Annotated in this window: 23 protein-coding genes; 7 read left to right on the top strand and 16 right to left on the bottom strand. The window is 61.6% G+C overall.

The features are described from left to right. Positions 1–4: 4 nt before the first annotated feature. From asd to leuC, 5 genes are read right to left on the bottom strand one after another with little or no spacing between them, the layout of a single operon-like run. Positions 5–1,117 carry an aspartate-semialdehyde dehydrogenase gene (gene asd, locus A11A3_RS06495; RefSeq protein WP_008928479.1) on the bottom strand — a complete coding sequence of 371 codons (1,113 nt, stop codon included), beginning with the start codon at positions 1,115–1,117 and terminating at the stop codon, positions 5–7. A 55-nt stretch (positions 1,118–1,172) separates the two neighbouring features. Continuing rightward, complete coding sequence (gene leuB, locus A11A3_RS06490; RefSeq protein ID WP_008928478.1) at positions 1,173–2,249, bottom strand: 3-isopropylmalate dehydrogenase; 1,077 nt, start codon at positions 2,247–2,249, stop codon at positions 1,173–1,175. 33 nt (positions 2,250–2,282) lie between these two features. Then, positions 2,283–2,726, bottom strand: a complete 444-nt coding sequence (locus tag A11A3_RS06485) for a hypothetical protein (RefSeq protein ID WP_008928477.1) — start codon at positions 2,724–2,726, stop codon at positions 2,283–2,285. 21 nt (positions 2,727–2,747) lie between these two features. After that, entirely contained in the window at positions 2,748–3,389 is a 642-nt protein-coding gene (gene leuD / locus A11A3_RS06480; protein WP_008928476.1) for a 3-isopropylmalate dehydratase small subunit, read from the bottom strand. Between the two features lie 21 nt (positions 3,390–3,410). Then, entirely contained in the window at positions 3,411–4,820 is a 1,410-nt protein-coding gene (leuC, locus tag A11A3_RS06475; RefSeq protein WP_008928475.1) for a 3-isopropylmalate dehydratase large subunit, read from the bottom strand. 142 nt (positions 4,821–4,962) lie between these two features. Here leuC and A11A3_RS06470 point away from each other — a divergent pair, with 142 nt between their 5' ends. After that, entirely contained in the window at positions 4,963–5,847 is an 885-nt protein-coding gene (locus tag A11A3_RS06470) for a LysR family transcriptional regulator (RefSeq protein WP_008928474.1), read from the top strand. On the opposite strand, the gene A11A3_RS06465 is transcribed toward A11A3_RS06470, so the two are convergent. From A11A3_RS06465 to prmB, 4 genes are read right to left on the bottom strand one after another with little or no spacing between them, the layout of a single operon-like run. Next, entirely contained in the window at positions 5,838–6,338 is a 501-nt protein-coding gene (locus A11A3_RS06465) for a hypothetical protein (protein ID WP_157375418.1), read from the bottom strand. The two genes, A11A3_RS06470 and A11A3_RS06465, sit on opposite strands and share 10 nt — an antisense overlap. Further along, positions 6,328–7,473 carry an MFS transporter gene (locus A11A3_RS06460; protein WP_008928472.1) on the bottom strand — a complete coding sequence of 382 codons (1,146 nt, stop codon included), beginning with the start codon at positions 7,471–7,473 and terminating at the stop codon, positions 6,328–6,330. The genes A11A3_RS06465 and A11A3_RS06460 overlap by 11 nt, the downstream gene beginning before the upstream one ends. Before the next feature lie 51 nt (positions 7,474–7,524). Then, the gene (gene aroC / locus A11A3_RS06455; protein WP_008928471.1) at positions 7,525–8,622 is read right to left on the bottom strand and encodes a chorismate synthase; all 1,098 of its coding nucleotides are present in this window, start codon (positions 8,620–8,622) and stop codon (positions 7,525–7,527) included. Between the two features lie 41 nt (positions 8,623–8,663). Then, a complete protein-coding gene (prmB, locus tag A11A3_RS06450; protein ID WP_008928470.1) occupies positions 8,664–9,590 on the bottom strand; it encodes a 50S ribosomal protein L3 N(5)-glutamine methyltransferase in 927 nt (308 codons plus the stop codon). A gap of 87 nt (positions 9,591–9,677) precedes the next feature. Between prmB and A11A3_RS06445 the strand changes: the two genes are divergently transcribed. The 5 genes from A11A3_RS06445 (at position 9,678) to A11A3_RS06425 (ending at position 13,960) form a co-directional block, all read left to right on the top strand. After that, positions 9,678–10,049 (top strand): DUF7793 family protein, encoded by a 372-nt coding sequence (locus tag A11A3_RS06445; RefSeq protein ID WP_008928469.1) that lies wholly within the window; start codon positions 9,678–9,680, stop codon positions 10,047–10,049. Then, positions 10,046–10,525, top strand: a complete 480-nt coding sequence (locus tag A11A3_RS06440; RefSeq protein WP_008928468.1) for an EVE domain-containing protein — start codon at positions 10,046–10,048, stop codon at positions 10,523–10,525. The genes A11A3_RS06445 and A11A3_RS06440 overlap by 4 nt, the downstream gene beginning before the upstream one ends. A 152-nt stretch (positions 10,526–10,677) precedes the next feature. Beyond that, positions 10,678–11,967 carry an ammonium transporter gene (locus A11A3_RS06435; protein WP_008928467.1) on the top strand — a complete coding sequence of 430 codons (1,290 nt, stop codon included), beginning with the start codon at positions 10,678–10,680 and terminating at the stop codon, positions 11,965–11,967. Further along, the gene (locus A11A3_RS06430; protein WP_008928466.1) at positions 11,967–12,587 is read left to right on the top strand and encodes a hypothetical protein; all 621 of its coding nucleotides are present in this window, start codon (positions 11,967–11,969) and stop codon (positions 12,585–12,587) included. The genes A11A3_RS06435 and A11A3_RS06430 overlap by 1 nt, the downstream gene beginning before the upstream one ends. Positions 12,588–12,661: 74 nt before the next feature. Then, positions 12,662–13,960, top strand: coding sequence for a dicarboxylate/amino acid:cation symporter (locus A11A3_RS06425; protein ID WP_008928465.1), 1,299 nt, complete (start codon positions 12,662–12,664; stop codon positions 13,958–13,960). 6 nt (positions 13,961–13,966) lie between these two features. Here the strand turns inward: A11A3_RS06425 and A11A3_RS06420 are convergent, their stop codons facing one another. After that, positions 13,967–14,170 carry a hypothetical protein gene (locus A11A3_RS06420; protein ID WP_008928464.1) on the bottom strand — a complete coding sequence of 68 codons (204 nt, stop codon included), beginning with the start codon at positions 14,168–14,170 and terminating at the stop codon, positions 13,967–13,969. Positions 14,171–14,274: 104 nt separating this feature from the next. On the opposite strand from A11A3_RS06420, the gene A11A3_RS06415 reads away from it, so the two are divergent. Beyond that, positions 14,275–15,066, top strand: a complete 792-nt coding sequence (locus tag A11A3_RS06415) for an SDR family NAD(P)-dependent oxidoreductase (RefSeq protein ID WP_008928463.1) — start codon at positions 14,275–14,277, stop codon at positions 15,064–15,066. A 25-nt stretch (positions 15,067–15,091) separates the two neighbouring features. Here the strand turns inward: A11A3_RS06415 and A11A3_RS06410 are convergent, their stop codons facing one another. The 6 genes from A11A3_RS06410 to A11A3_RS06385 form a co-directional block, all read right to left on the bottom strand. Then, positions 15,092–15,598: a DUF2505 domain-containing protein gene (locus tag A11A3_RS06410; RefSeq protein WP_008928462.1), complete on the bottom strand. Its 507-nt coding sequence runs from the start codon at positions 15,596–15,598 to the stop codon at positions 15,092–15,094. Then, the gene (locus A11A3_RS06405; RefSeq protein WP_008928461.1) at positions 15,595–16,680 is read right to left on the bottom strand and encodes a diguanylate cyclase domain-containing protein; all 1,086 of its coding nucleotides are present in this window, start codon (positions 16,678–16,680) and stop codon (positions 15,595–15,597) included. The genes A11A3_RS06410 and A11A3_RS06405 overlap by 4 nt, the downstream gene beginning before the upstream one ends. A gap of 5 nt (positions 16,681–16,685) precedes the next feature. Then, positions 16,686–17,630, bottom strand: coding sequence for an alpha/beta hydrolase (locus A11A3_RS06400; protein WP_008928460.1), 945 nt, complete (start codon positions 17,628–17,630; stop codon positions 16,686–16,688). A gap of 191 nt (positions 17,631–17,821) precedes the next feature. Next, positions 17,822–18,283, bottom strand: a complete 462-nt coding sequence (locus A11A3_RS06395; RefSeq protein WP_008928459.1) for a MaoC family dehydratase — start codon at positions 18,281–18,283, stop codon at positions 17,822–17,824. A 104-nt stretch (positions 18,284–18,387) separates the two neighbouring features. Continuing rightward, positions 18,388–19,254, bottom strand: coding sequence for an alpha/beta fold hydrolase (locus tag A11A3_RS06390; protein WP_040296823.1), 867 nt, complete (start codon positions 19,252–19,254; stop codon positions 18,388–18,390). After that, on the bottom strand, positions 19,251–20,057 hold the full coding sequence (locus A11A3_RS06385; RefSeq protein ID WP_008928457.1) for an alpha/beta fold hydrolase: 807 nt from the start codon (positions 20,055–20,057) through the stop codon (positions 19,251–19,253). The genes A11A3_RS06390 and A11A3_RS06385 overlap by 4 nt, the downstream gene beginning before the upstream one ends. Between the last annotated feature and the right edge of the window lie 115 nt (positions 20,058–20,172).

Genomic DNA, 20,172 nt, shown 5'->3' with positions numbered 1-20,172 from the left:
GCTCCTAGCGCTCCATGAGGATGCGCAGCATGCGACGCAGGGGCTCGGCGGCGCCCCACAGCAGCTGGTCACCCACGGTGAAGGCATTAAGGTACTCGCCGCCCATGTTGAGCTTGCGCAGGCGGCCCACCGGGACCGTCAGGGTGCCGGTCACCGCCGTGGGGGTCAGGTCACGCAGGGTGGCTTCTTTCTCGTTCGGCACCACCTTGACCCAATCGTTGGACTGGCCGATCAGCGTATAGATCTCGTCCAGCGGCACGTCCCGGGTCAGTTTCACGGTCAGCGCCTGGGCGTGGCAGCGCATGGCACCGATACGCACGCAAGTGCCATCCAGGGCGATCGGGTTGTCACCGCGACCGAGGATCTTGTTGGTCTCCGCCTGGGCCTTCCACTCTTCCTTGCTCTGGCCGTTTTCCATTTCCTTGTCGATCCAGGGCAGCAGGGAGCCGGCCAGGGAGTGACCGAAATGCTCGGTGGGCAGGTCGCTACTGCGCATGGTGGCGGCCACCTGGCTGTCGATATCCAGGATGGCGCTGGCCGGGTCAGCCAGTTTTTCGGCCACGTCGCCATGGATCTTGCCCATCTGGGCGATCAGCTCGCGCATGTTCTGGGCGCCGGCGCCGGACGCCGCCTGATAGGTCTGGGCGCTGGCCCATTCCACCAGACCGGCATTGAACAGGCCGCCCAGGGCCATCAGCATCAGGCTCACGGTACAGTTGCCGCCGATAAAATCCTTGGTGCCGTTATCCAGCGCGCTGTCGATCACCGCCCGATTCACCGGGTCCAGCACGATCACGCTGTTATCGGCCATGCGTAGCGCCGAGGCCGCATCAATCCAGTAGCCGTCCCAGCCGGATTCGCGCAGCTTGGGGTAGACCTCGTTGGTGTAGTCGCCACCCTGGCAGGTGACGATCACATCCAGCGCTTTCAGTTCATCAATGTTCTTGGCGTCGCCCAGGGCAGGAATGTCCTTGCCAACGTCCGGGCCAGCCTGCCCCACCTGGGAGGTGGAGAAAAAGACCGGTTCGATATCCGCAAAATCATTTTCCGCACGCATGCGCTCCATCAGGACGGAACCCACCATGCCACGCCAGCCGACAAAACCGACTTTCTTCATTAAAACCTGTCTCCCGAAAGGATTGCCCTTTCTTTACTGTTGAATCGAGGATCCGTTACGCGCCGGCCAGAGCCCTGGCCACGGCAGAACCCATCTCTTCAGTGCCCACTTTGCGAGTGCCCTCGGTGTAGATGTCCGCGGTACGTAACCCCTGATCAAGCACGGCTTCCACCGCTTTCTCGATGGCATCGGCCACATCCCCGCGCTGCAGGCTGTAACGCATCAGCATGGCCAGCGACATGATGGTGGCCAGCGGGTTGGCGATGCCCTGGCCGGCAATATCCGGTGCCGAGCCATGACAGGGTTCGTACAGGCCCTTGCGGTTTTCATCCAGGGACGCAGAGGGCAGCATTCCGATGGAGCCGGTGAGCATGGCGGCTTCATCGGAGAGAATGTCACCGAACAGGTTGCCGGTGACAATCACGTCAAACTGTTTGGGCGCACGCACCAGTTGCATGGCCGCGTTGTCCACATACATGTGGCTCAACTCGATCTCCGGGTAGGCCTTGGCCTCCTCGGTGACCACTTCCTTCCAGAGTTCGGTGACTTCCAGCACATTGGCCTTGTCCACCGACAGCACGCGCTTGTCGCGCTGCATGGCCAGTTCGAATGCCACTCTGGCGATGCGGCGCATTTCCGACTCGGTATACACATAGGTGTTGAAGCCGACGCGCTCGCCGTTTTCTTCCTTGATGCCGCGGGGCTGGCCGAAATAGATACCGCCGGTCAGCTCGCGGACAATCAGGATGTCCAGGCCGGAAACCACTTCCGGCTTGAGACTGGAGGCGTCGGCCAGCTGCGGAAACAGGATGGCCGGGCGCAGGTTGGCGAACAGGCCCAGAGCGGAGCGCAGCCGCAGCAGGCCCCGCTCAGGACGCTTGTCACGCTCGATGGCGTCCCACTTGGGGCCACCGATGGAACCGAACAGGATGGCATCCGCGGCGCGGGCCTTGGTCAGGGTGCTTTCCGGCAGCGGGTCGTTTTCCGCATCCACCGCCGCACCACCCACCAGCGCCTGGTCCAGCTCGATCTCCAGACCAAATTTTTGCTGGGCCGCCTCAAGGACCTTTACCGCTTCGGCAACAATCTCCGGGCCGATACCATCGCCCGGTAATACCAAAATCTTGCTCATGCCTGTTCCTGTTACTACTGGCCCGCAGGCCGATTAGAAGTCTTTCTTCACCAGCACCTTGTCCGGTGCCGCCTGGTTGATCAGCTTCAGTTCATACTTGTCGGTACCATCGCCAGCACCGATGCTGACGGTGTAGTCACCCGCTTCCTTGAACTTGTAGCGGAAAGTGCCAAAACGCAGGATGCCACTACGATCGGCGAACACCTGGATCTTGTGCTTGCCCGGCTCCAGAGTGATGGATTGCAGGCCGGCCTGCTCCGCCACCCGGTCTTCATCCACGGTAAAAATGGCAGCGCGCACCGGCGACGACTGGCCCGGCATCTGCCAGCCGCCCTGATCCGCACTGTCACTGGCCGCAGACAGTTGATTGTCCACGGTCAGTTTTACGGTCTGTTCGCCCTTGGGCGCATCGTACATACCCGTGGTGGCACAGGCGCTCAGTGCCATTGCCAAGAAAATCGTCAGTACCCGTAGCATGGTGCCTCCTAGCTTGTTGTTTTAATGATCCTGGAATACCCAGGGTTCCCGCTCCTGGCGACGTTGCTCATAGGCGCGAATTTCGTCGGCCGCATTCAGTGTCAGACCGATCTCGTCCAGCCCGTTGAGCAGGCAGTGCTTGCGAAATTCATCAATCTCGAAATCCAGCGCCAGGCCATCGGCAGTGATGACCTGCTGGGCGTCAAGATCAATGGTCAGCCGAAAGCCTTCCTCACTGGCCGCCTGGAACAGGGCTTCCACGTTATCCTCAGACAACACAATCGGCAACAGGCCGTTCTTGAAGCAGTTGTTGTAGAAGATGTCCGCATAGCTGGGCGCAATGATGGCCCGAAAGCCGAAATCCATCAGCGCCCAGGGCGCATGCTCTCGGCTGGAGCCGCAACCAAAGTTACGGCGAGTCAGCAGCACACTGGCGCCCTGATAGCGGGGCTGGTTGAGCACGAAGTCCGGGTTTTTCGGCCGCACCTCGTTATCCTGGCCCGGCTGCCCCACATCCATATAGCGCCACTCATCAAACAGGTTGGGGCCAAAGCCGGTGCGCTTGATGGACTTGAGAAACTGCTTGGGAATGATCTGGTCGGTATCCACGTTGGCACGATCCAACGGCGCAACCAGGCCTTCATGACGAACAAACTTTTCCATGATTGAGCTCCTTAGCGGCCGTTAAAGGTCACGCACGTCGACAAAATGACCGGCCACTGCCGCCGCCGCTGCCATGGCAGGGCTGACCAGGTGGGTACGACCACCATTGCCCTGACGGCCTTCGAAGTTGCGGTTGGAGGTGGAGGCACAGTGCTCGCCCGCCTCCAGACGATCCGGGTTCATGGCCAGGCACATGGAACAGCCCGGCTCGCGCCATTCAAAGCCGGCGTCCACAAACACCTTGTCCAGGCCCTCGGCCTCGGCCTGCTTCTTGACCAGCCCGGAGCCCGGCACCACCAGCACCTGCTTGACCGAATCCGCCTTCCTGCGGCCCTTGGCTACCTGGGCGGCGGCGCGCAGGTCTTCAATGCGGGAGTTGGTGCAGGAACCGATAAAGACGCGATCCACCTTGATGTCACTGACCGGCATACCCGGCTTGAGGCCCATGTATTCATAGGCGCGCTGCATGCCGGAGCGCTTCACTTCATCATTTTCTGCTTGCGGGTCCGGCAGCATGGCATCCACCGGCACCACCATTTCCGGGCTGGTGCCCCAGGATACCTGCGGTTTGATGTCGGCCGCGTCGATCTGGATATCCTGATCGAAGACCGCATCCGCATCGGATACCAGGGTGCGCCAGTAGGCCACCGCCTTGTCCCAGTCTGCGCCCTTGGGCGCAAACGGACGCCCTTCCACATAGTCGATGGTGGTCTGGTCCACGGCCACCATGCCGGCACGGGCGCCGGCTTCAATGGCCATGTTGCAGATGGTCATGCGCCCTTCCATGCTCAGGGACTGAATGGCACTACCGGCAAATTCCAGTGCATAACCGGTGCCACCGGCGGTGCCGATGATACCGATGATGTGCAGCACCACATCCTTGGCGGTAACGCCGGGACCCAGATCGCCATTGACCTGCACCCGCATGTTCTTCATTTTCTTGGCTACCAGGGTCTGGGTGGCAAGCACATGCTCCACCTCACTGGTACCAATACCGTGCGCCAGACAGGCCAGCGCCCCGTTGGTGGAAGTATGGGAATCCCCGCACACCACGGTCATGCCCGGCACCACCACGCCCTGCTCCGGCGCCATGACGTGCACAATGCCCTGGCGTACATCGCCGATACCGAATTCGGTAATGCCGAACTCCTTGGTATTGGACTCCAGCGTCTGCACCTGGATGCGGGAGGTCTCGTCGGTAATGTCCGCGGCGCTCTTGAACGGCGTGGTCGGCACATTGTGATCAATGGTGGCGACACTGGCGCTGGTGCGCCACGGCTGGCGACCGGCCAGACGCAGGCCTTCAAAGGCCTGGGGAGAAGTCACTTCATGAATGATCTGCCGGTCGATATAGATCAGCGCCGAACCATCTTCCCGCTCGGTTACGAGGTGGGCGTCCCACAATTTGTCATAGAGGGTCTTGCCTGCCATGCCTGTCTCCCTTGGCGGCCTCAGCCGCTGGTTTATCACTGACTATTAATGTAGGGTGCCCCCATCAATAAATCCAATTCATATTTTTCATTTTTGAGATAACGAATTATTATGCCGTCATCGCCCATTCCGGACCTGATGCATGATTGATACGCCCACCCTGCACGCCTTTATGGCCGTGGCGGAAACCGGTTCTTTCTCCGCCGCCGCCGAGCGCCTTTACATCACCCAGCCGGCCATCAGCAAGCGCATCGCCCTGCTCGAACAGCAGCTGGAAGCCCGCCTGTTTGACCGCGTCGGTCGCCAGATACAGCTTACCGAAGCCGGCCGCGCCCTGTTGCCCCGGGCCCGCCAGGTGCTGATGGACGTGGAGGACATGGCGAGAGCCATCCATGACCTGTCCGGCGAGGTGGCCGGCAAGCTGCGCATCGGCACCAGTCACCATATCGGCCTGCATCGCCTGCCACCGGTATTGCGACAGTTTTCCCGGGACTACCCCCAGGTGAAGCTGGATATTCACTTCATCGATTCGGAAGAAGCCTGGGAAGATGTACTGCACGGCGAGCTGGAGATGGGCGTGGTGACCCTGCCACCGCAGCCGGATGAGCGCCTCTACAGTGAAAAGATCTGGGAAGATCCGCTGGTGTTCATGTGCGCCCCGGAGCACCCGCTGGCCAGGGCCAAAGACATCACACTGGAAACCCTGCCCCGACACAGCGCCATCCTGCCATCACCGATCACCTTCACCCGCGGTATCGTGGAGAAGCTGTTCGACGAGCACAACCTGAAGCTGGACATTGCCATGTCCACCAACTATCTGGAAACCATCCACATGATGGTATCCATCGGTCTGGGCTGGAGCGTACTGCCGGCCACCATGGTGGACTCGTCCGTGGTGCAACTGGATGTGGATGTGCCGCTGCCGTGCCGACAGCTGGGCGTGGTCATCCACCCCGGCCGCAGCCAGTCCAACGCGGCCAAAGCCTTCCTGGAAGCCCTGCGCCGGGACAGTCTGATTCAGTCGTAATGGTAAAGCTGGCGGTTGCGCCAGTGCCCCAGGACCCAGCCCAGCGCCATGGCACCGAAGGATATGCCCCAGTTAAGCAGCCGTTGCTGCCAGTCGATCTGGGCAGTGCTGATAAAATACATCGGCACTGCGGTCATCAATGTCACCAGCACCATGCGCCAGGCTGCGCCAGCCAGGGATCGCCCTGCCAGCCGCAAGCAGACATAACCACCGATCAGGGAACCCAAGCCACCCACCATCAGGCCGATTTCCCGCCAGGGGGACGACTGACTCATGGCAACAAGCATCTGCTCGGAAACATCGGCACGCCCGGACAGGGCAACCGCCATGCCCAGCACAAAAAACATGGCAATGCTGAACACGATGGTGCTGCCCATGTCGACGATCACGCCGACAATGGCGCCCATCCAGGGACGGTCGGGTACCGGCCGCCTGTAAACGGGGGTAGCCGCCGCCGATGAGGGAGCATAGGGGTCGTGGTCAGGATGCATGGTTCAGCCTCCCGGCGATCATGATCAGGGCCGCCAGCAAGGCTGCCAGCGCCGCCGCGTAAAACAGTTGCGCCCCGAATATATGCCAGTATTTGCCGGACAGCCAGGCGCCGGCCGCCCAGCCCGCACCATAACCCAGACTGGAATAGAGCGCCTGTCCCTGCCCCGCCAGGGCACTTCCAAACTGTCTTTGTACCCAGGCAATGCTGGCCGCATGGAAGCTGCCGAAGGTGGCGGCATGCAGTAGTTGCGCCGCAGCCAGCCACCATAGCGAATCACCCACCATGCCGATCACAGCCCAGCGCAGGGCCGCCAGCAACAGGCTGGCAATCAGGATGGCGGGCATGGAATAGCGTTGCAGCAAACGATGCATGACCACGAACAGGCCCACCTCCGCCAGCACGCCCAACGCCCACAGGCAACCGACGGTAAATTTGCTGAAGCCAAGATCCTGCAGGTAGATGCTGTAAAAGGTGTAGTACGGGCCATGGGACAGCTGCATGAGAAAAGCCGCCAGCAGAAACAGCGCCACCTGCGGGCGCTTCAGCAGCGGCCACAGCGGGCTTGCGGCTGACTTTTGCGTGCCGTGGCCCGTCGCCTGACCAGCCGGCAACGTCAACGTTCCCAGCCACAGCAACCAGAGGATGGCGCTGAGCACCCAGGGCAGCAGGGAGGTACTCATGCGATCCAGCAGCTCGCCCAGCACCAGCACCGCAGCGATAAAGCCCACCGAGCCCCACAGGCGCACATGACTGTATCGGTGCGCATGGCGCCCCAGCGTCTGCAGGGTGAGCACCTCGAACTGGGCCAGTACCGCGTTCCAGAAGAAGCTGAAGGCCACCAACAGGGCCGCCATGCTCCAGAAGGCATCAATCCAGAACACCGGCAGAAACACCAGTGCCGCGGTAAAGTTGCCCAGCCGGATGATACGCAGCCGCTGACCGCTGCGGTCCGCCAACCAGCCCCACAGATTGGGGGCGCCAATCTTGGTCAGCTGGGGGATGGCCATCAGAGTCCCGATAGCCGCCGGGTTGAATCCCAGATCACGCAGGTACAGGGACCAGTAAGGCACCAGGGTGCCAAGCAATCCGAAATAGAAGAAGTAAAAGCCGGAAAGGCGCCAGTAATACGGCATGGTGACCCCTGTCGCTGGCAGGCTGTTGCTCAACAGGCTGCCAGGCCCTGATCAGGCCTGGCCGGGAATCGGCGCGAAAGGCGGCACCACATCCGCGTTCTGGGCACGATGGCGCAGGTAATGATCCATCAACACCAGAGCCAGCATGGCCTCGGCGATGGGGGTAGCTCGCACACCCACACAGGGGTCGTGACGCCCCTTGGTGACTACCTCGGCGGCCTCACCGTCCAGATTGATGCTCTGGCCGGGAATCAGAATACTGGAGGTGGGCTTGAGCGCCATGGCCACCCGCAGGGTTTGCCCGGAGCTGATGCCCCCCAGAACCCCGCCGGCATGGTTGCTGAGAAAACCCTCCGGGGTCATTTCATCACGGTGCTGTTCACCGCGCTGGTTGACCACCGCAAAACCGTCACCGATTTCCACGCCCTTGACCGCGTTGATGGACATCATGGCCTTGGCCAGATCGGCATCGATGCGATCAAATACCGGTTCCCCCCAGCCCGGCGGCACGCCGTCGGCAAACACTTCCACCCGGGCGCCAATCGATGAGCCATCCTTGCGCAGGCCATTGATCAGGTCCTCCAGGGCCGGCACCTTGGCCGCGTCAGGGAAGAAGAAAGGGTTGTCGTTGACCGCCTGCCAGTCGAACTGCTCGGCGTGAATCGGGCCAATCTGGGTACAGCCGCCATAAATACGGATCCCCAGGCGCTCATGCAGAAACTTGCGGGCGATAGCGCCGGCGGCCACCCGCATGGCGGTTTCCCGGGCGGACGAGCGCCCCCCGCCACGGTAATCCCGGAAGCCGTATTTCTGGGTGTAGGTGTAATCCGCATGGCCGGGGCGGAAGGTACCGGCGATATTGGAATAATCCTTGGATTTCTGGTCGGTGTTCTCGATCAGCAGACCGATGGAGGTGCCGGTGGTCTTGCCCTCAAAGACACCGGACAGAATCTTCACCTGGTCCGGTTCGCGCCGCTGGGTGGTGTAGCGGCTGGTGCCAGGCTTGCGCCGGTCCAGCTCCACCTGCAGGTCCGCCTCGCTGATCGCCAGCCCCGGCGGGCAGCCATCGACAATGGCTCCCAGCGCCAGGCCATGACTCTCACCAAAGGTGGTTATGCGAAAACGTTCACCAAAACTGTTACCGGACATGCGATTCCTCTACGGGCACTCGGGGCCCTGTTGTCACCAGATCAATCAGAAAAAACGTGGCGATATTCTAGCAGCTGTTGGCGAGTCAGCATGAATACCCCGTGCCCGCCCCGCTCGAATTCAAACCAGAAAAAGGGCACTTCCGGCCACTCGGCCAGCATGGCCTCCCAGCTGTTGCCCACCTCCACGATCAATACGCCCTGCTCGCTGAGCTGGTCCGGCGCCTCACGTAACAGACGACGGGTGAAGTCCAGCCCGTCGTCGCCGGAGGCCAGTGCCAGTTCCGGCTCGTGGCGGTATTCATCCGGCAGCGCAGCCATATCCCGGGCATCCACATAGGGCGGATTGGAAACAATCAGATCATAGGGGCCAGCCACCTGGGCCAGGCCATCGGACAGCACGGCACTCACCTGCCCTTCCAGGCCATGCCGGGCAATGTTCTCGCGGCATACCGCCAGGGCATCCTCACTGATATCACTGCCATCCACCTGCGCCTGTTCGAAGGCATAGGCGCAGGCAATGGCGATACAACCACTGCCGGTACACAGGTCCAGTACACGATGCACCTGCTCCGGCACCAACCAGGGTGCAAACTGTTGCTCAATCAATTCCGCCAGCGGCGAGCGCGGAATCAACACGCGCTCATCCACATAAAAAGGCAGGCCGCAGAACCAGGCTTGCCGGGTCAGGTAAGGCACCGGCACCCGCTCGTTGACCCGCCGGACCAGCAGCGCCAGGTAAGCGGCCACCTCGCTGGGCAGCAGGCGGGCATCCAGAATGCGCGGGTCACTGTCCAGCGGCAGCGACAAGGTGTGAAGCAACAGGGCCAGGGCTTCATCCCAGGGGTCGTCGTTGCCATGGCCATAGAAGACCTGACCGGCGCGCAGGCAGGTTTCCCCGTAGCGCAGACAATCACGCAGGGTGTGCAGGCTCGCTGCGGCCTCTTGCAGGTGTTGCTCACTGATCACCAGGGGTCCTCCGCCGGTCATGGGGCGCTGAAGGTTAGCACAAAATCAGGTATAAGGACTGCTACATGACAATACAGCGAGACCAGTATGGGCCCGGTTAACGTTTGGCAGGACGGTGCTTTTACCATCGTCAGCATCCGCCACGGCACCGCGATCGATATTCCTGTGGAGCAGAACATCCTGCGCCAGCGCATGGCGCTTTTCCTCAAACACAAGCAGCGCAAGCAGCACGTTATCTATACCGGCAGGATCGCCAGTCTCAACATGCTGGCCGCCCGTTTCGCCTGCAGCGAGGAATTCGCCAGCATTACCCAGGCCAAGGTGCTGGTCATTGAAAACGTGCTTAACCGCACCTTTATGAATATGATGCTACGGCTGAACAAGCCCGCCTTTCCCGTGATGGCCACCGCCTCCGTGGAGCAGGCCAAGCGATTGCTGACGGAGAGCTTTTCACGGTGAACCAGATCTGGTTATTCAAGACCGAGCCTGACAGCTTCAGTCTGCAGGACCTGCAGCGGGCCTCCGGGCAAACCACCGGCTGGGACGGGGTTCGCAACTTCCAGGCACGCAATCGCCTGCGCGATGAAATCCAGCAAGGCGACCGGGTGTTGATTTATCACTCCAGCTGCGCGCAGCCAGCCATTGTCGGCGAGGCGGAAGTGGTCAGTGCCCCCTACCCGGACCCCAGCCAGTTTGACCACCAGCACGCCGGCCATGACCCGCGCAGCCAGCCGGATGAGCCGCGCTGGTACCAGGTGGATGTGCGCTTTCTCAACGCGTTTGCCAATCCGCTGACCCTCAGCGCTATCAAGCAACACCCGGAATTCGCGGATATGGAGCTGGTCATTCGCCCACGGCTCTCCATCCAGAAGATATCCGACCGTCAATACCAGCAGATTCTGCAGCTTTGCACGCCTCAGCCCGCACCAGCCTGACGCAGGCGCCGCACCCGCATGGCGCAGCGCCCCAAATTTGCGCATATAAATAAGCCGTTTTCCTTAATCCAAACGTATTAACGCCTTTTTCAAGTCTGGCACAGCCGTTGCTATCTAGAGAGCAGACTCCTCTCTCTGATCGGGAACAGACCATGAAACTGCCGCCCCTTTTTGCGTCCCTGCTTCTTCTACCCACCGTCAGCCACGCCAGTGACATGAGCGCCACCGACATCGTCTGGGTCACCACCGCTGCCGCGCTGGTCTTTATCATGCAGGCCGGCTTCGCTCTGCTGGAAAGTGGCCTGAGCCGGGCCAAGAACGCCTTGAACGTGGTCATGAAAAACTACATGGACCTGTGCGTCGGCACCCTGGTGTTCTGGGCCGTGGGCTACGGCATCATGTTTGGCAGCAACCCCAGTGGCTGGTTTGGTGAAGATGGCTTCATGCTCAGCCATGGCTCCAGCAGCACCTGGGCCATGCTGCTGTTCCAGATCATGTTTGCCGCCACCGCCGCCACCATCGCCTCCGGGGCCATGGCCGAACGCACGCGCTATGTGGGCTACCTGTGCGGTGCCATGTTGATCACCGGGCTGATTTATCCGCTTTACGGCAGCTGGGCCTGGAACAGCAATGGCTGGCTCAACCAGCTGGGCTTCATCGACTTCGCCGGCTCCACCGTGGTCCACAGCATTGGTGGCTGGTGCGCCCTGGCCGGCATCATGGTAGTGGGTCCCCGGCTTGGCCGGTTTGACCAGAAAGGCAAACCGCGCACCATCCCCGGCCACAACCTGTCCTATGTGGCGCTGGGCGGCTTTATCCTCTGGTTCGGCTGGTTCGGTTTCAATGGTGGCTCCACCCTGGCCGCCTCCGTGGATATTGCCCGCGTCAATCTCAACACCCAGCTGGCAGCCGCCGCCGGCGCCGTGGGCAGTGTGCTTTACCGGGTATTAAGCCGCCGCCCGGTGCTGCTCACCGAAACCGTCAACGGCAGCATCGCCGGTTTGGTGGCCATTACCGCCGGCTGCGCCACCATGGTACCGGGCTATGCCATTATTACCGGTTTCCTGGCCGGCCTGCTGGCGGCCCTGGGTGGGCGTCTGATGCTGGCCATGCGACTGGACGATGTGGTCGGCGCGGTGCCAGTACACGCCTTTGCCGGTGCCTGGGGAACACTGGCCGCCGGTCTGTTCTACGATGGCGACCTGTTCGACAGTCAGCGGATCCTGGTGCAGCTACTGGGCATCGTGGTGGCCTTTGGCTGGGCCTTCTTCACCGCCCTGATCATGTACATGCTGGTGGCCATCCTGGCAGGGCTACGTGCCCCGGCCATCCATGAGCAGCGCGGCCTGGATGTGAGCGAACATGCGGAATCCGGTTATCCGGAGTTTGCCAGCGGCAACCTCTACGATGCCGACCTGGCCACCGACATGGAGCGTCGCTGATGAGCCAGGAACTGAGCCGTCGCCGCCGTGCCATCATCACCGGCCTGTCGCCCTTCATGGAGGAGCGTCTGCTGCTGGAAGCCATCAGCCTGTGGCAGGACTCCTATGCGGACCGACCACGCTTTTCCCTGCAAGGGTTTGTCAGTGAGCTGTGCCGCCTGTTCGATCTGGCCGACCGGCGTCATCACATCCATATGAGCCTGGTGCAGGCCATGAGCCTGCCAGTCAGCGAACTCCAGGCAGACCCCTGGTCGCAGAGCCAGCCGGACAGCCCGGAACGCCACCCCTGCACCCAGGCTTTCCAGCTGCTGCAACATGCCATCTGGCAGCGCCTGGGTGAGCAGCAGGCCAGCCAGCTACGCCTGGACATGCTTGCCCAGTTACGCCAGAAAAATACCCCCGCCCAGATCCGTCTGGTGATGGAAAGCTGGCTGCAACATCCCCAGCAAGCCCTGTCACCGCTGGACATTGGTCCCCTGCGCACCCAGCTCAACCGGGCCTATGTGCTGCTTTGCGAACGCATCGGCCCGGTGGAGGCCGACCGTCTGCTCAAGCAGGCCTACGACAGTACCGCTCAACACAACCCCGGCCTGCAGAGCGCCCTGCGCGAGCTGCTCTGAGCGCGAGACGCCTGTGTCCGTGCGCGATATCAGGTAACCTTGGCCCAAAACGCAGGCAGGCAACAGGGAACACCATGAAATTACACCACGCCATTTTTCTGGCCATGCTGGCCGGGGGGATCGCCGGCGCCCTGACCCAGGAACAGAGCACCCTGCTGGGCATACCACTACTGGCCGGCTACGACCTGATTGGCAGTCTCTTCATTAACGCCCTGAAGATGGTGGTGGTACCGCTGATTGTCACCGCCATCATTTCCGGCATGGTCGGTGTCGGCCAGGGAAAAAGTGTCGGTCGTATGGGGATCAAGACCCTGGCGTTGTACATGACCACCACCCTGGTGGCAGTACTGATCGGCTTGTTGATGGTCAACCTGTTCGCCCCCGGCATCATTGACGGCACGCCCGCCAGGGACCTGCTGGGCCTGTCGGCCAATACCCATGAAGCGCTGGCCAGCGTCAAGGACCGTGGCGCCGGGGATTTCACCGACATCCTGCGCCAGATGCTGCCGCCCAACCTTATCGCCGCGGCCGCCAATGGTCAGATGCTGGGCCTGATCGTCTTTTCACTACTGTTCGGCTACTTTCTGCGGGTGGAAAAAGGCCAGGCGCCGCAAACCCTGCGTGAATTGATTGAAGGCATCTATCTGGTGGTCATGCGCATTACCATGCTGATCATCCGCTTCACGCCGGTGGGCGTCTTCGCACTGATCGCCGCCACCGTGACACGCACCGGACTGGACGCCATCATTCCGCTGGCCTGGTTCTTTGCCACCGTGCTGGTGGCGTTGTTTACCCATGCTTTCGTTTTCATGCCACTGATGATCCGCCTGGTGGCCCGCCGCAGTCCGCTGCGTCATGTTCAGGCGATGACACCGGCGCTGCTCACCGCCTTCTCTTCGGCCAGCAGCGCCGCTACCCTGCCCCTGACCATGGAATGTGTCCAGAAACGGGCCGGGGTGTCGCCGCGCACCAGCAGCTTTGTGTTGCCCCTGGGGGCCACCGTCAATATGGACGGCACCGCACTGTATGAATGTGTGGCCGCCATGTTCATCGCCCAGGCCTACGGCATGGACCTGTCACTGACAACCCAGTTCATGATTGTGCTCACCGCGGTCCTGACCTCCATCGGTGTGGCCAGCATCCCGGCCGCCTCACTGGTGGCAATTACCGTGATTCTGGGTGCCATTGGACTGCCGCTGGAAGCCATTGGCCTGATACTGGTAACAGACCGGGTATTGGATATGTGCCGCACTGCGGTCAATATCTGGGGGGACAGTGTGGTATCGGTGCTGCTCGCTCGCAGCGAAGGGGAAGAGCAGGTACTGAGCCTGCCAGTGTCACAAATGGAGCAGCGGGCGCAGAGCGCCCGCTAACAGGGGTTAGTGCATCAGGCTGTCACGGCTGTCCCAGTCGCGCTTGAGCGCCACCGCGGCACTGCCGACAACCGGCACCATCGCGGCGAAAACCACCATGGCGGCGAACAGGTTTTGACCGTCAGCGGCAATGGCGTGGACCAGGGCAATCATGGCTGCCAGAGCAACCAGCAAAAACAGGACATCCTTGATAACGTGGCGTACAAACATGATTAAATCCCTCCTCGTTCCCTAATCAGTGAACACATGTTAGCTTTTACAAATTCCGAAAGTCAACACTTGTTCACATCTTTTGCGAAACGGGAGACGCACCTTTGAAGCAATTGCCGACCTTGCTGATTCTGGGGGGCACAACGCCGCTGGGCCAGGCACTGGCGCAACAGGCCGGTGGCCGCTTTCGCACGGCGATTGCCGATGCCGATGCGCATCTGGGCAATCAGATATGCCAGCAATTGCATTCCGAGGGGCACGAAGCCCTGTTCATGCCAGTCAGCCAGGGCCGACGCGGTGAAATCCAGCAGGCCATGGAACGGATTCTGCGCCGCTGGCAGCGCCTGGATGTGGTCATTAACCTGGCCCACACGCCGGTCAGCGGCCCCTTCGAGGCCATCGACCCGGGCCTGTGGCAGACCCTGCTCAATGAACAGCTGATGGCCACGGTGTACAGTTGCCAGTCGGCGGTTGCCACCATGAAGCGCCAGCGCAGCGGCTGCCTGCTCAATGTCATCAGTCAACAGGGGGTGATCCCCGAGCCGCTGCGCAGCGCCAATGCCGTCACCGGCGGTGCCATTGCCGCGCTCAGCGAAAGTCTGGATGCGGAACTCGCCGGCCTCGGGATTCAGGTCAGCCTGATTTCAATACCACTGACCCGCGGGAGTCTGCCGCCCCTGGCGACGGATCCGCTATCGCGGATTCGGCTGGAGCGGGAGATCGATAATGCCCGCCTGGAAACCCGTCAGCTGGCCCAGCAGATTCTCGCTACCATCGGTCGCAAGCCTCTGCATCATCTGCCCGATACCGCCGGCCATCACTGGTTTCAGCGACGCTGGTTCCGTGGCCGCTGGCGCCAGCGAATGCGCCGGCTGGGCGAAAAGTATCGGCGTTAGGGAAGCCGGAAAACCCGGCGGGTCACTATAGACACTGCTCCAGATAACGCCGCGTCTGCCGGTAGTCCCCTTCCAGGGCGTCATCCACCTTGGGCGCAATCAGTTCCACCAGTTTGCGCCCTACCAGCGGCACGCTGGAACTGACCTCCACCTGGGTATGCTGGCGGCATTGCTGACCATCACCGGCCAGACGCATGATGCCACTGACCTTGACCGGCACATTGCCGAGCTGAAAACGGTAGTCGGCCTGATGCGGACCGGCATCATCCTGGCTGTGCCAGAGAAATTCGGTAAGCAGGTCGGCCCGGGACGGCAGCAATTTGCGTGCGAAGCCCGGCACCTTGTCGGTGCGGATACTGACCGGCTGAATAATGCGCACCAGGAAGCCACCGGCGGTGCGCTCGAAAGCATCGAAACGGTAATCATGCACCTTGCCCCAGGCAAAGCGCTGCTCGAAAAAGTCCTTGCTGGTGAAAATCTCGTACATGCGGTCCACGCCGATGTCGAACTGACGATCCACCGTCACTTTCATGGTCTCTCCTGCTCCTGCGCCACGCTGCGCATCAATCGTAACAACGGCGTCAGCTGGCGCTTCAAATCCGGTAATGCCCCGATCACCAGCCGGGTCTTGCCCGCCGCCAGCAATCCCAGGGCCTGTTCTACGTTCATGGGCTCGGGCCGGGCCTCACCGGCCTGGGCCAGGCTCTTGTCACTGACCACCATACCGGCGCCCGCTTCACGGGCCTGTGAGGCCTGGTTCGCCAGTGTCTCCAGTACCGGCCGTACGGTCAGACCGGTATGGGCGGTGGGGGTGTGAATGGCCGCCGTCAGCGGCAAACGGATCACCTGCCCCTGGTACTGGAAGGCCAGCTCCGCCGCCGCCTTCATGGCCCGCTCCACAAAGCGCTGGGCGCCCTGCGATCCGGCGCTGGGCAACAGCACGGTAAATTGCGCCACGCTGGTCCGGGCAATGGAATCTTCCTTGCGAATCAGCCCCCTTAGCGTGCGGGCCAGTCGCAGCAGCACCCGATCCGCCCGCTCCTTGCCCAGGCGCATGAATAACTGATTGAACTGATGCACCTCCAGCTGCGCCACGGACAGGGCATAATGCTGGCGAGCCGCCAGCGACAATTCCTGGCGCAGACGGTGTTGCAGGTAGCGCCGATTGCCCAGACGCGTGAGCGGATCAATCATGGCCTGGCGCACCAGCAACTTGCGCTCACGCTGGTAATTGGCGTGGGCCCGGGCCCGGGCCAGCAGGTCAGTGGAGTTGAACGGCTTGCTGATAAAGTCCGTGGCCCCCAGGCGCAGCGCTTCACTGCGCGCCTGCTCATCGTTTTCCGCGCCGGTGACTATGATCACCGGCAGGCCGGCGACACCGTCGTCATCACTGGTGCGAATGGTCTTGAGTAGCGTAAAACCATCCATTTCCGGCATGGCCAGGTCGGTGAAGACCACGGAGATGGAGGGATTGTTGCGAATCATCTGCCAGGCGCGAAGCCCGTCTTCCGCCACATCCACACGGAACTCGTTACCGAGCATTTTTTCCGCCGCCAGACGCATGACGCGCGAATCATCGACGAACAACAGCAAAGGGCGTTGATCCCGTTCCATGGCGCTCACCCTGCCCGGCCCGGCAGCGCTGACTCGGTGCGCCGTAACGCCGGTTGCCGCCCGCGAACATATTGATAGAGCCGCGAGCGACCCTGGCAGTAGTCCCCCCGAGCAATACCGGCAAGATAATGACGGTTGAGCAAATGACCGGAGCGATTGGCCAGGCAATAGAGGGTACCGGCAGTACTGTCCAGGTGAGAGAGAATGCCCACCTGCGCCAGGTAATCACGGCCATTGGCGAAATGCTCTACATAGGGCACCGGATGGCCCGCTGCCAGTGACAGGGCCGGGTCCACATCCAGGCTGTCGGCCACTCCGCCAATACAGTAAAGCTCCAGTTTCTTCACCAGCGGGCGGGTGCTTTCGTGGCGCAGCAACTTGCGCACGATGTAGCTGGCCACGATGGTGCCCTGAGAGTGGCTGATCAGAATCACTCGCTCATGGCGCTCCAGTGCTTCCACCAGAACATGCAGAGCCGGGCGCGAGAGCTTGCCATCCTTGCGCAGGGTGCGGGCAGTAATGGAGGCCATCAGGTCGCCCACCAGGCCCCAGGTGGGGGTATGAATCAGATGCACCGGACGCCGGAAAATCCGCGCAATTTCACTGGCGTTGAGTATCGCCACCGGGCCGGCGGAGCCCAGGCCATTAATGAAAAACCAGCGTGTGGCGTCATCCTGCCGGGGAGCACGCTCCGGTTGGCAGACCAGCGTGCCCTGGCTGATCGATTCCCGGTCACCGGGGACCAGCAACTGAAACAGGGACAAGGCGGCATCACTGAAACTGGGATAGGAGCGCCACTGCAATTCCGAACGACAACCGGCTTCGCTGCGCACCGGCATGATCAGGCGCGGAATATCCCGGGCATGGCTCAGTCCCAGCAACAGATCCCGGCGAATGGACGAGCGGTTATCAACCAGCTGTCGCAACCACTGGCGCGTACGATGCCTCATTTATTGTTGTCCTTACTGTCTTGCCGGGCCATGCCCGGCAAACGGCAGCGTTTTCAATAACGGCCGTTTGCCTGCCACAGGCCACAAAGGCCACCACGGGCTAGCAAACTCATGATTAATCATGATACCGACAGGGCCGGCAAACCTGCCAGCCCTGGATGAGGGTATTTACGTAAACGAGGCGGGTGGGATCAAACGAAATACATCAACAGCCACTCTGCCACCAGGGCCGGCTTGTCTTCGCCTTCGATTTCCACGGTAAAGTTGAACTTGAGCAGCCACTGGCCCGGCTTTTTCTCGGTGGCCTCCATCAGTGACGCCACCGCACGCACCCGCTTGTTGACCTTCACCGGTGCCATGAAACGCAATTTGTCGAACCCGTAGTTCATGGCCATTTTCATGCCCTTGGGCATGAGAAAATTCTCGATGGAGGCTTGCAGGTAAGGCAACAGCGACAGCGTCAGATAACCATGGGCGATGGTGCCCCCAAAGGGCGTGCTTTTCGCCCGCTCCGGGTCCACATGAATAAACTGGTGATCCAGAGTGGCATCGGCAAAGGCGTTGATTCTGCCCTGATCAATCTCGAACCACTCGGACGCTCCCAGCTGCTGACCGACAAACTCTGTCAGCGTTGCGGCCTCAACCACTTTCATCGGCAATTCTCCTGCATGCGACTTTTCAGGCAGCTTAGCGACAGCGGCCGTCGACACACCATGACCCTTTCAGGCAGGGCCATCACCGACGCTGGTGGTTTTGGTCAGTTTTGTGGCGCCGTGGGGTGACGCGCCAGAAAGTCGTTGATGGCCGCGGCCACCGGCTCGGGGCTTTCCATATGCAAATGATGACGGCCTGGCAATCTGACCACCTCTGCGTCCTGCAACCAGGCCAGACGATGATCGAACATGCCGTTACCACCCATGCCCTGCTCGCCCAGAATCAGGCAAACCGGGGCCCCAATGGCCCGGATAAACCCCTCCACCTGCTCCTCGGTGAGCCGGAGCGACGAGGTCAACCGCAAACGGCTGTCGGCGCGCCAGGTCCAGCCACCGGCCACCGGCATCAGCCCCCGCTCGGTGAGCAGCGACGAGGCCTCACGGCTGAGCCCGCCAAACCCTTTGGTACGCGCATCCACTGCCTCACTGATGTGCGGGTAAACCGGTTTGCTCTTGCTGGCCAGCGCGCCCATATCATCCAGTGCCTTGCGCAGGGTACTGGCCACCTCCGACGGTGCCGTACTGGGCGGCCCGAGCCCCTCGATCAGCACCAGCCGAGACACCCGTTCCGGGCAGGCAGCGGAAAACAGACAGGCGATGCCCGCGCCCATGGAATGGCCGATCAGGGTAAACCGTTGCCAGCCCAACTGATCCACCACCGCCAGCACATCACGGACATGATCCACCAGATGCGTGACCACACCGTCCGGGCGGTGGTCCGAATGGCCATGCCCGGAAAAATCCAGTGCCAGCAGCGGACGCCCCAGGACTCGAGCCAGGGGCACAAAAGAGGCGGCGTTATCCAGCCAGCCGTGCAATGCCAGAATCGGCTCGCCCTCCCCGGGCCATTGCAGTGCGGCCAGGGTTTGTCCATAAACCTGAAACTGTCTTTCCCGGGCCCCCATCATCATGATCGCTCCAGCAATGCCGCCAGGGTGTCGCGCATCAACGCCAGCGTCTGTTCCGGTTTTTCCAGCGGGTACATATGTGAGCCCTCCGCCAGGCGGTGCAACATGCCGTGACGACGGACGTGGCGGCGAGCACTGTGCAGGAATGGCGACGGTGAGTCCTTGCCGGTAATGATCGCACCGGGCACCTTGAGCCGGGGCATGCGGGTCGCCGCAGTGGGGGTTTCGCGGAAAATCGCCACTTCCACTTCCGGTCGAAAGCGCAGCCGCCAGCCGCCTTTGCACGGCTCCAGGCCCGCGTTCAGGTAATCCTTGAGACAGCGTGGATCAAAGGCCCGGAACAGCCCGCGGGAATGAAAGTAACTTTCCACGGACGCCCAGTCCGGCCAGAAATCCAGCCGCCCCCGGCTTTTGCCTGCCGGGGTCACCCTGTCCACCTGCCCGGCAAGCTTGGCAAGATGAATCATGACGCCGTGCCAGCCATTCATCATCGGCGGGTCGAGCATGATAAGCGCAGAGAACCAGTCCGGGTGACGCTGGGCAACCAGATACATCAACACCGATCCCAGCGAGTGTCCGGCGCCCACCAGGGGTTTGCGCAACGGGGCCAACTGCGCCTCCAGCTCCAGGCTGAGACTGTGCCAACCGGCATCCACCGGATAGGCGGGATCATGACCAAGCCGGTCAACGATGTGCAGATCAAAATCGTCGGCCAGCGGCGCCAGAAAGGTATCGTAGCTGTGGCCGGGAATCCCGTTGGCATGGGCAAAGGCCAGCACCTGGCGCCCGGTAGAAACTGCAGACATGACCGCTCCCGGAAAAAACATTCATGATACCGGCATCAAGGAGCCGGCGGCCATGTCCAATAGCGCCACATATCCGCCTGCCTACGCCCTGCCCGGGTAGTGTACAATGCGGCCA

It is taken from the genome of Alcanivorax hongdengensis A-11-3 (assembly GCF_000300995.1).
GTDB lineage: Bacteria > Pseudomonadota > Gammaproteobacteria > Pseudomonadales > Alcanivoracaceae > Alcanivorax > Alcanivorax hongdengensis.
Note: the sequence above shows the minus strand (reverse complement) of the source record. Positions and strands in the feature narration are given on the sequence as shown.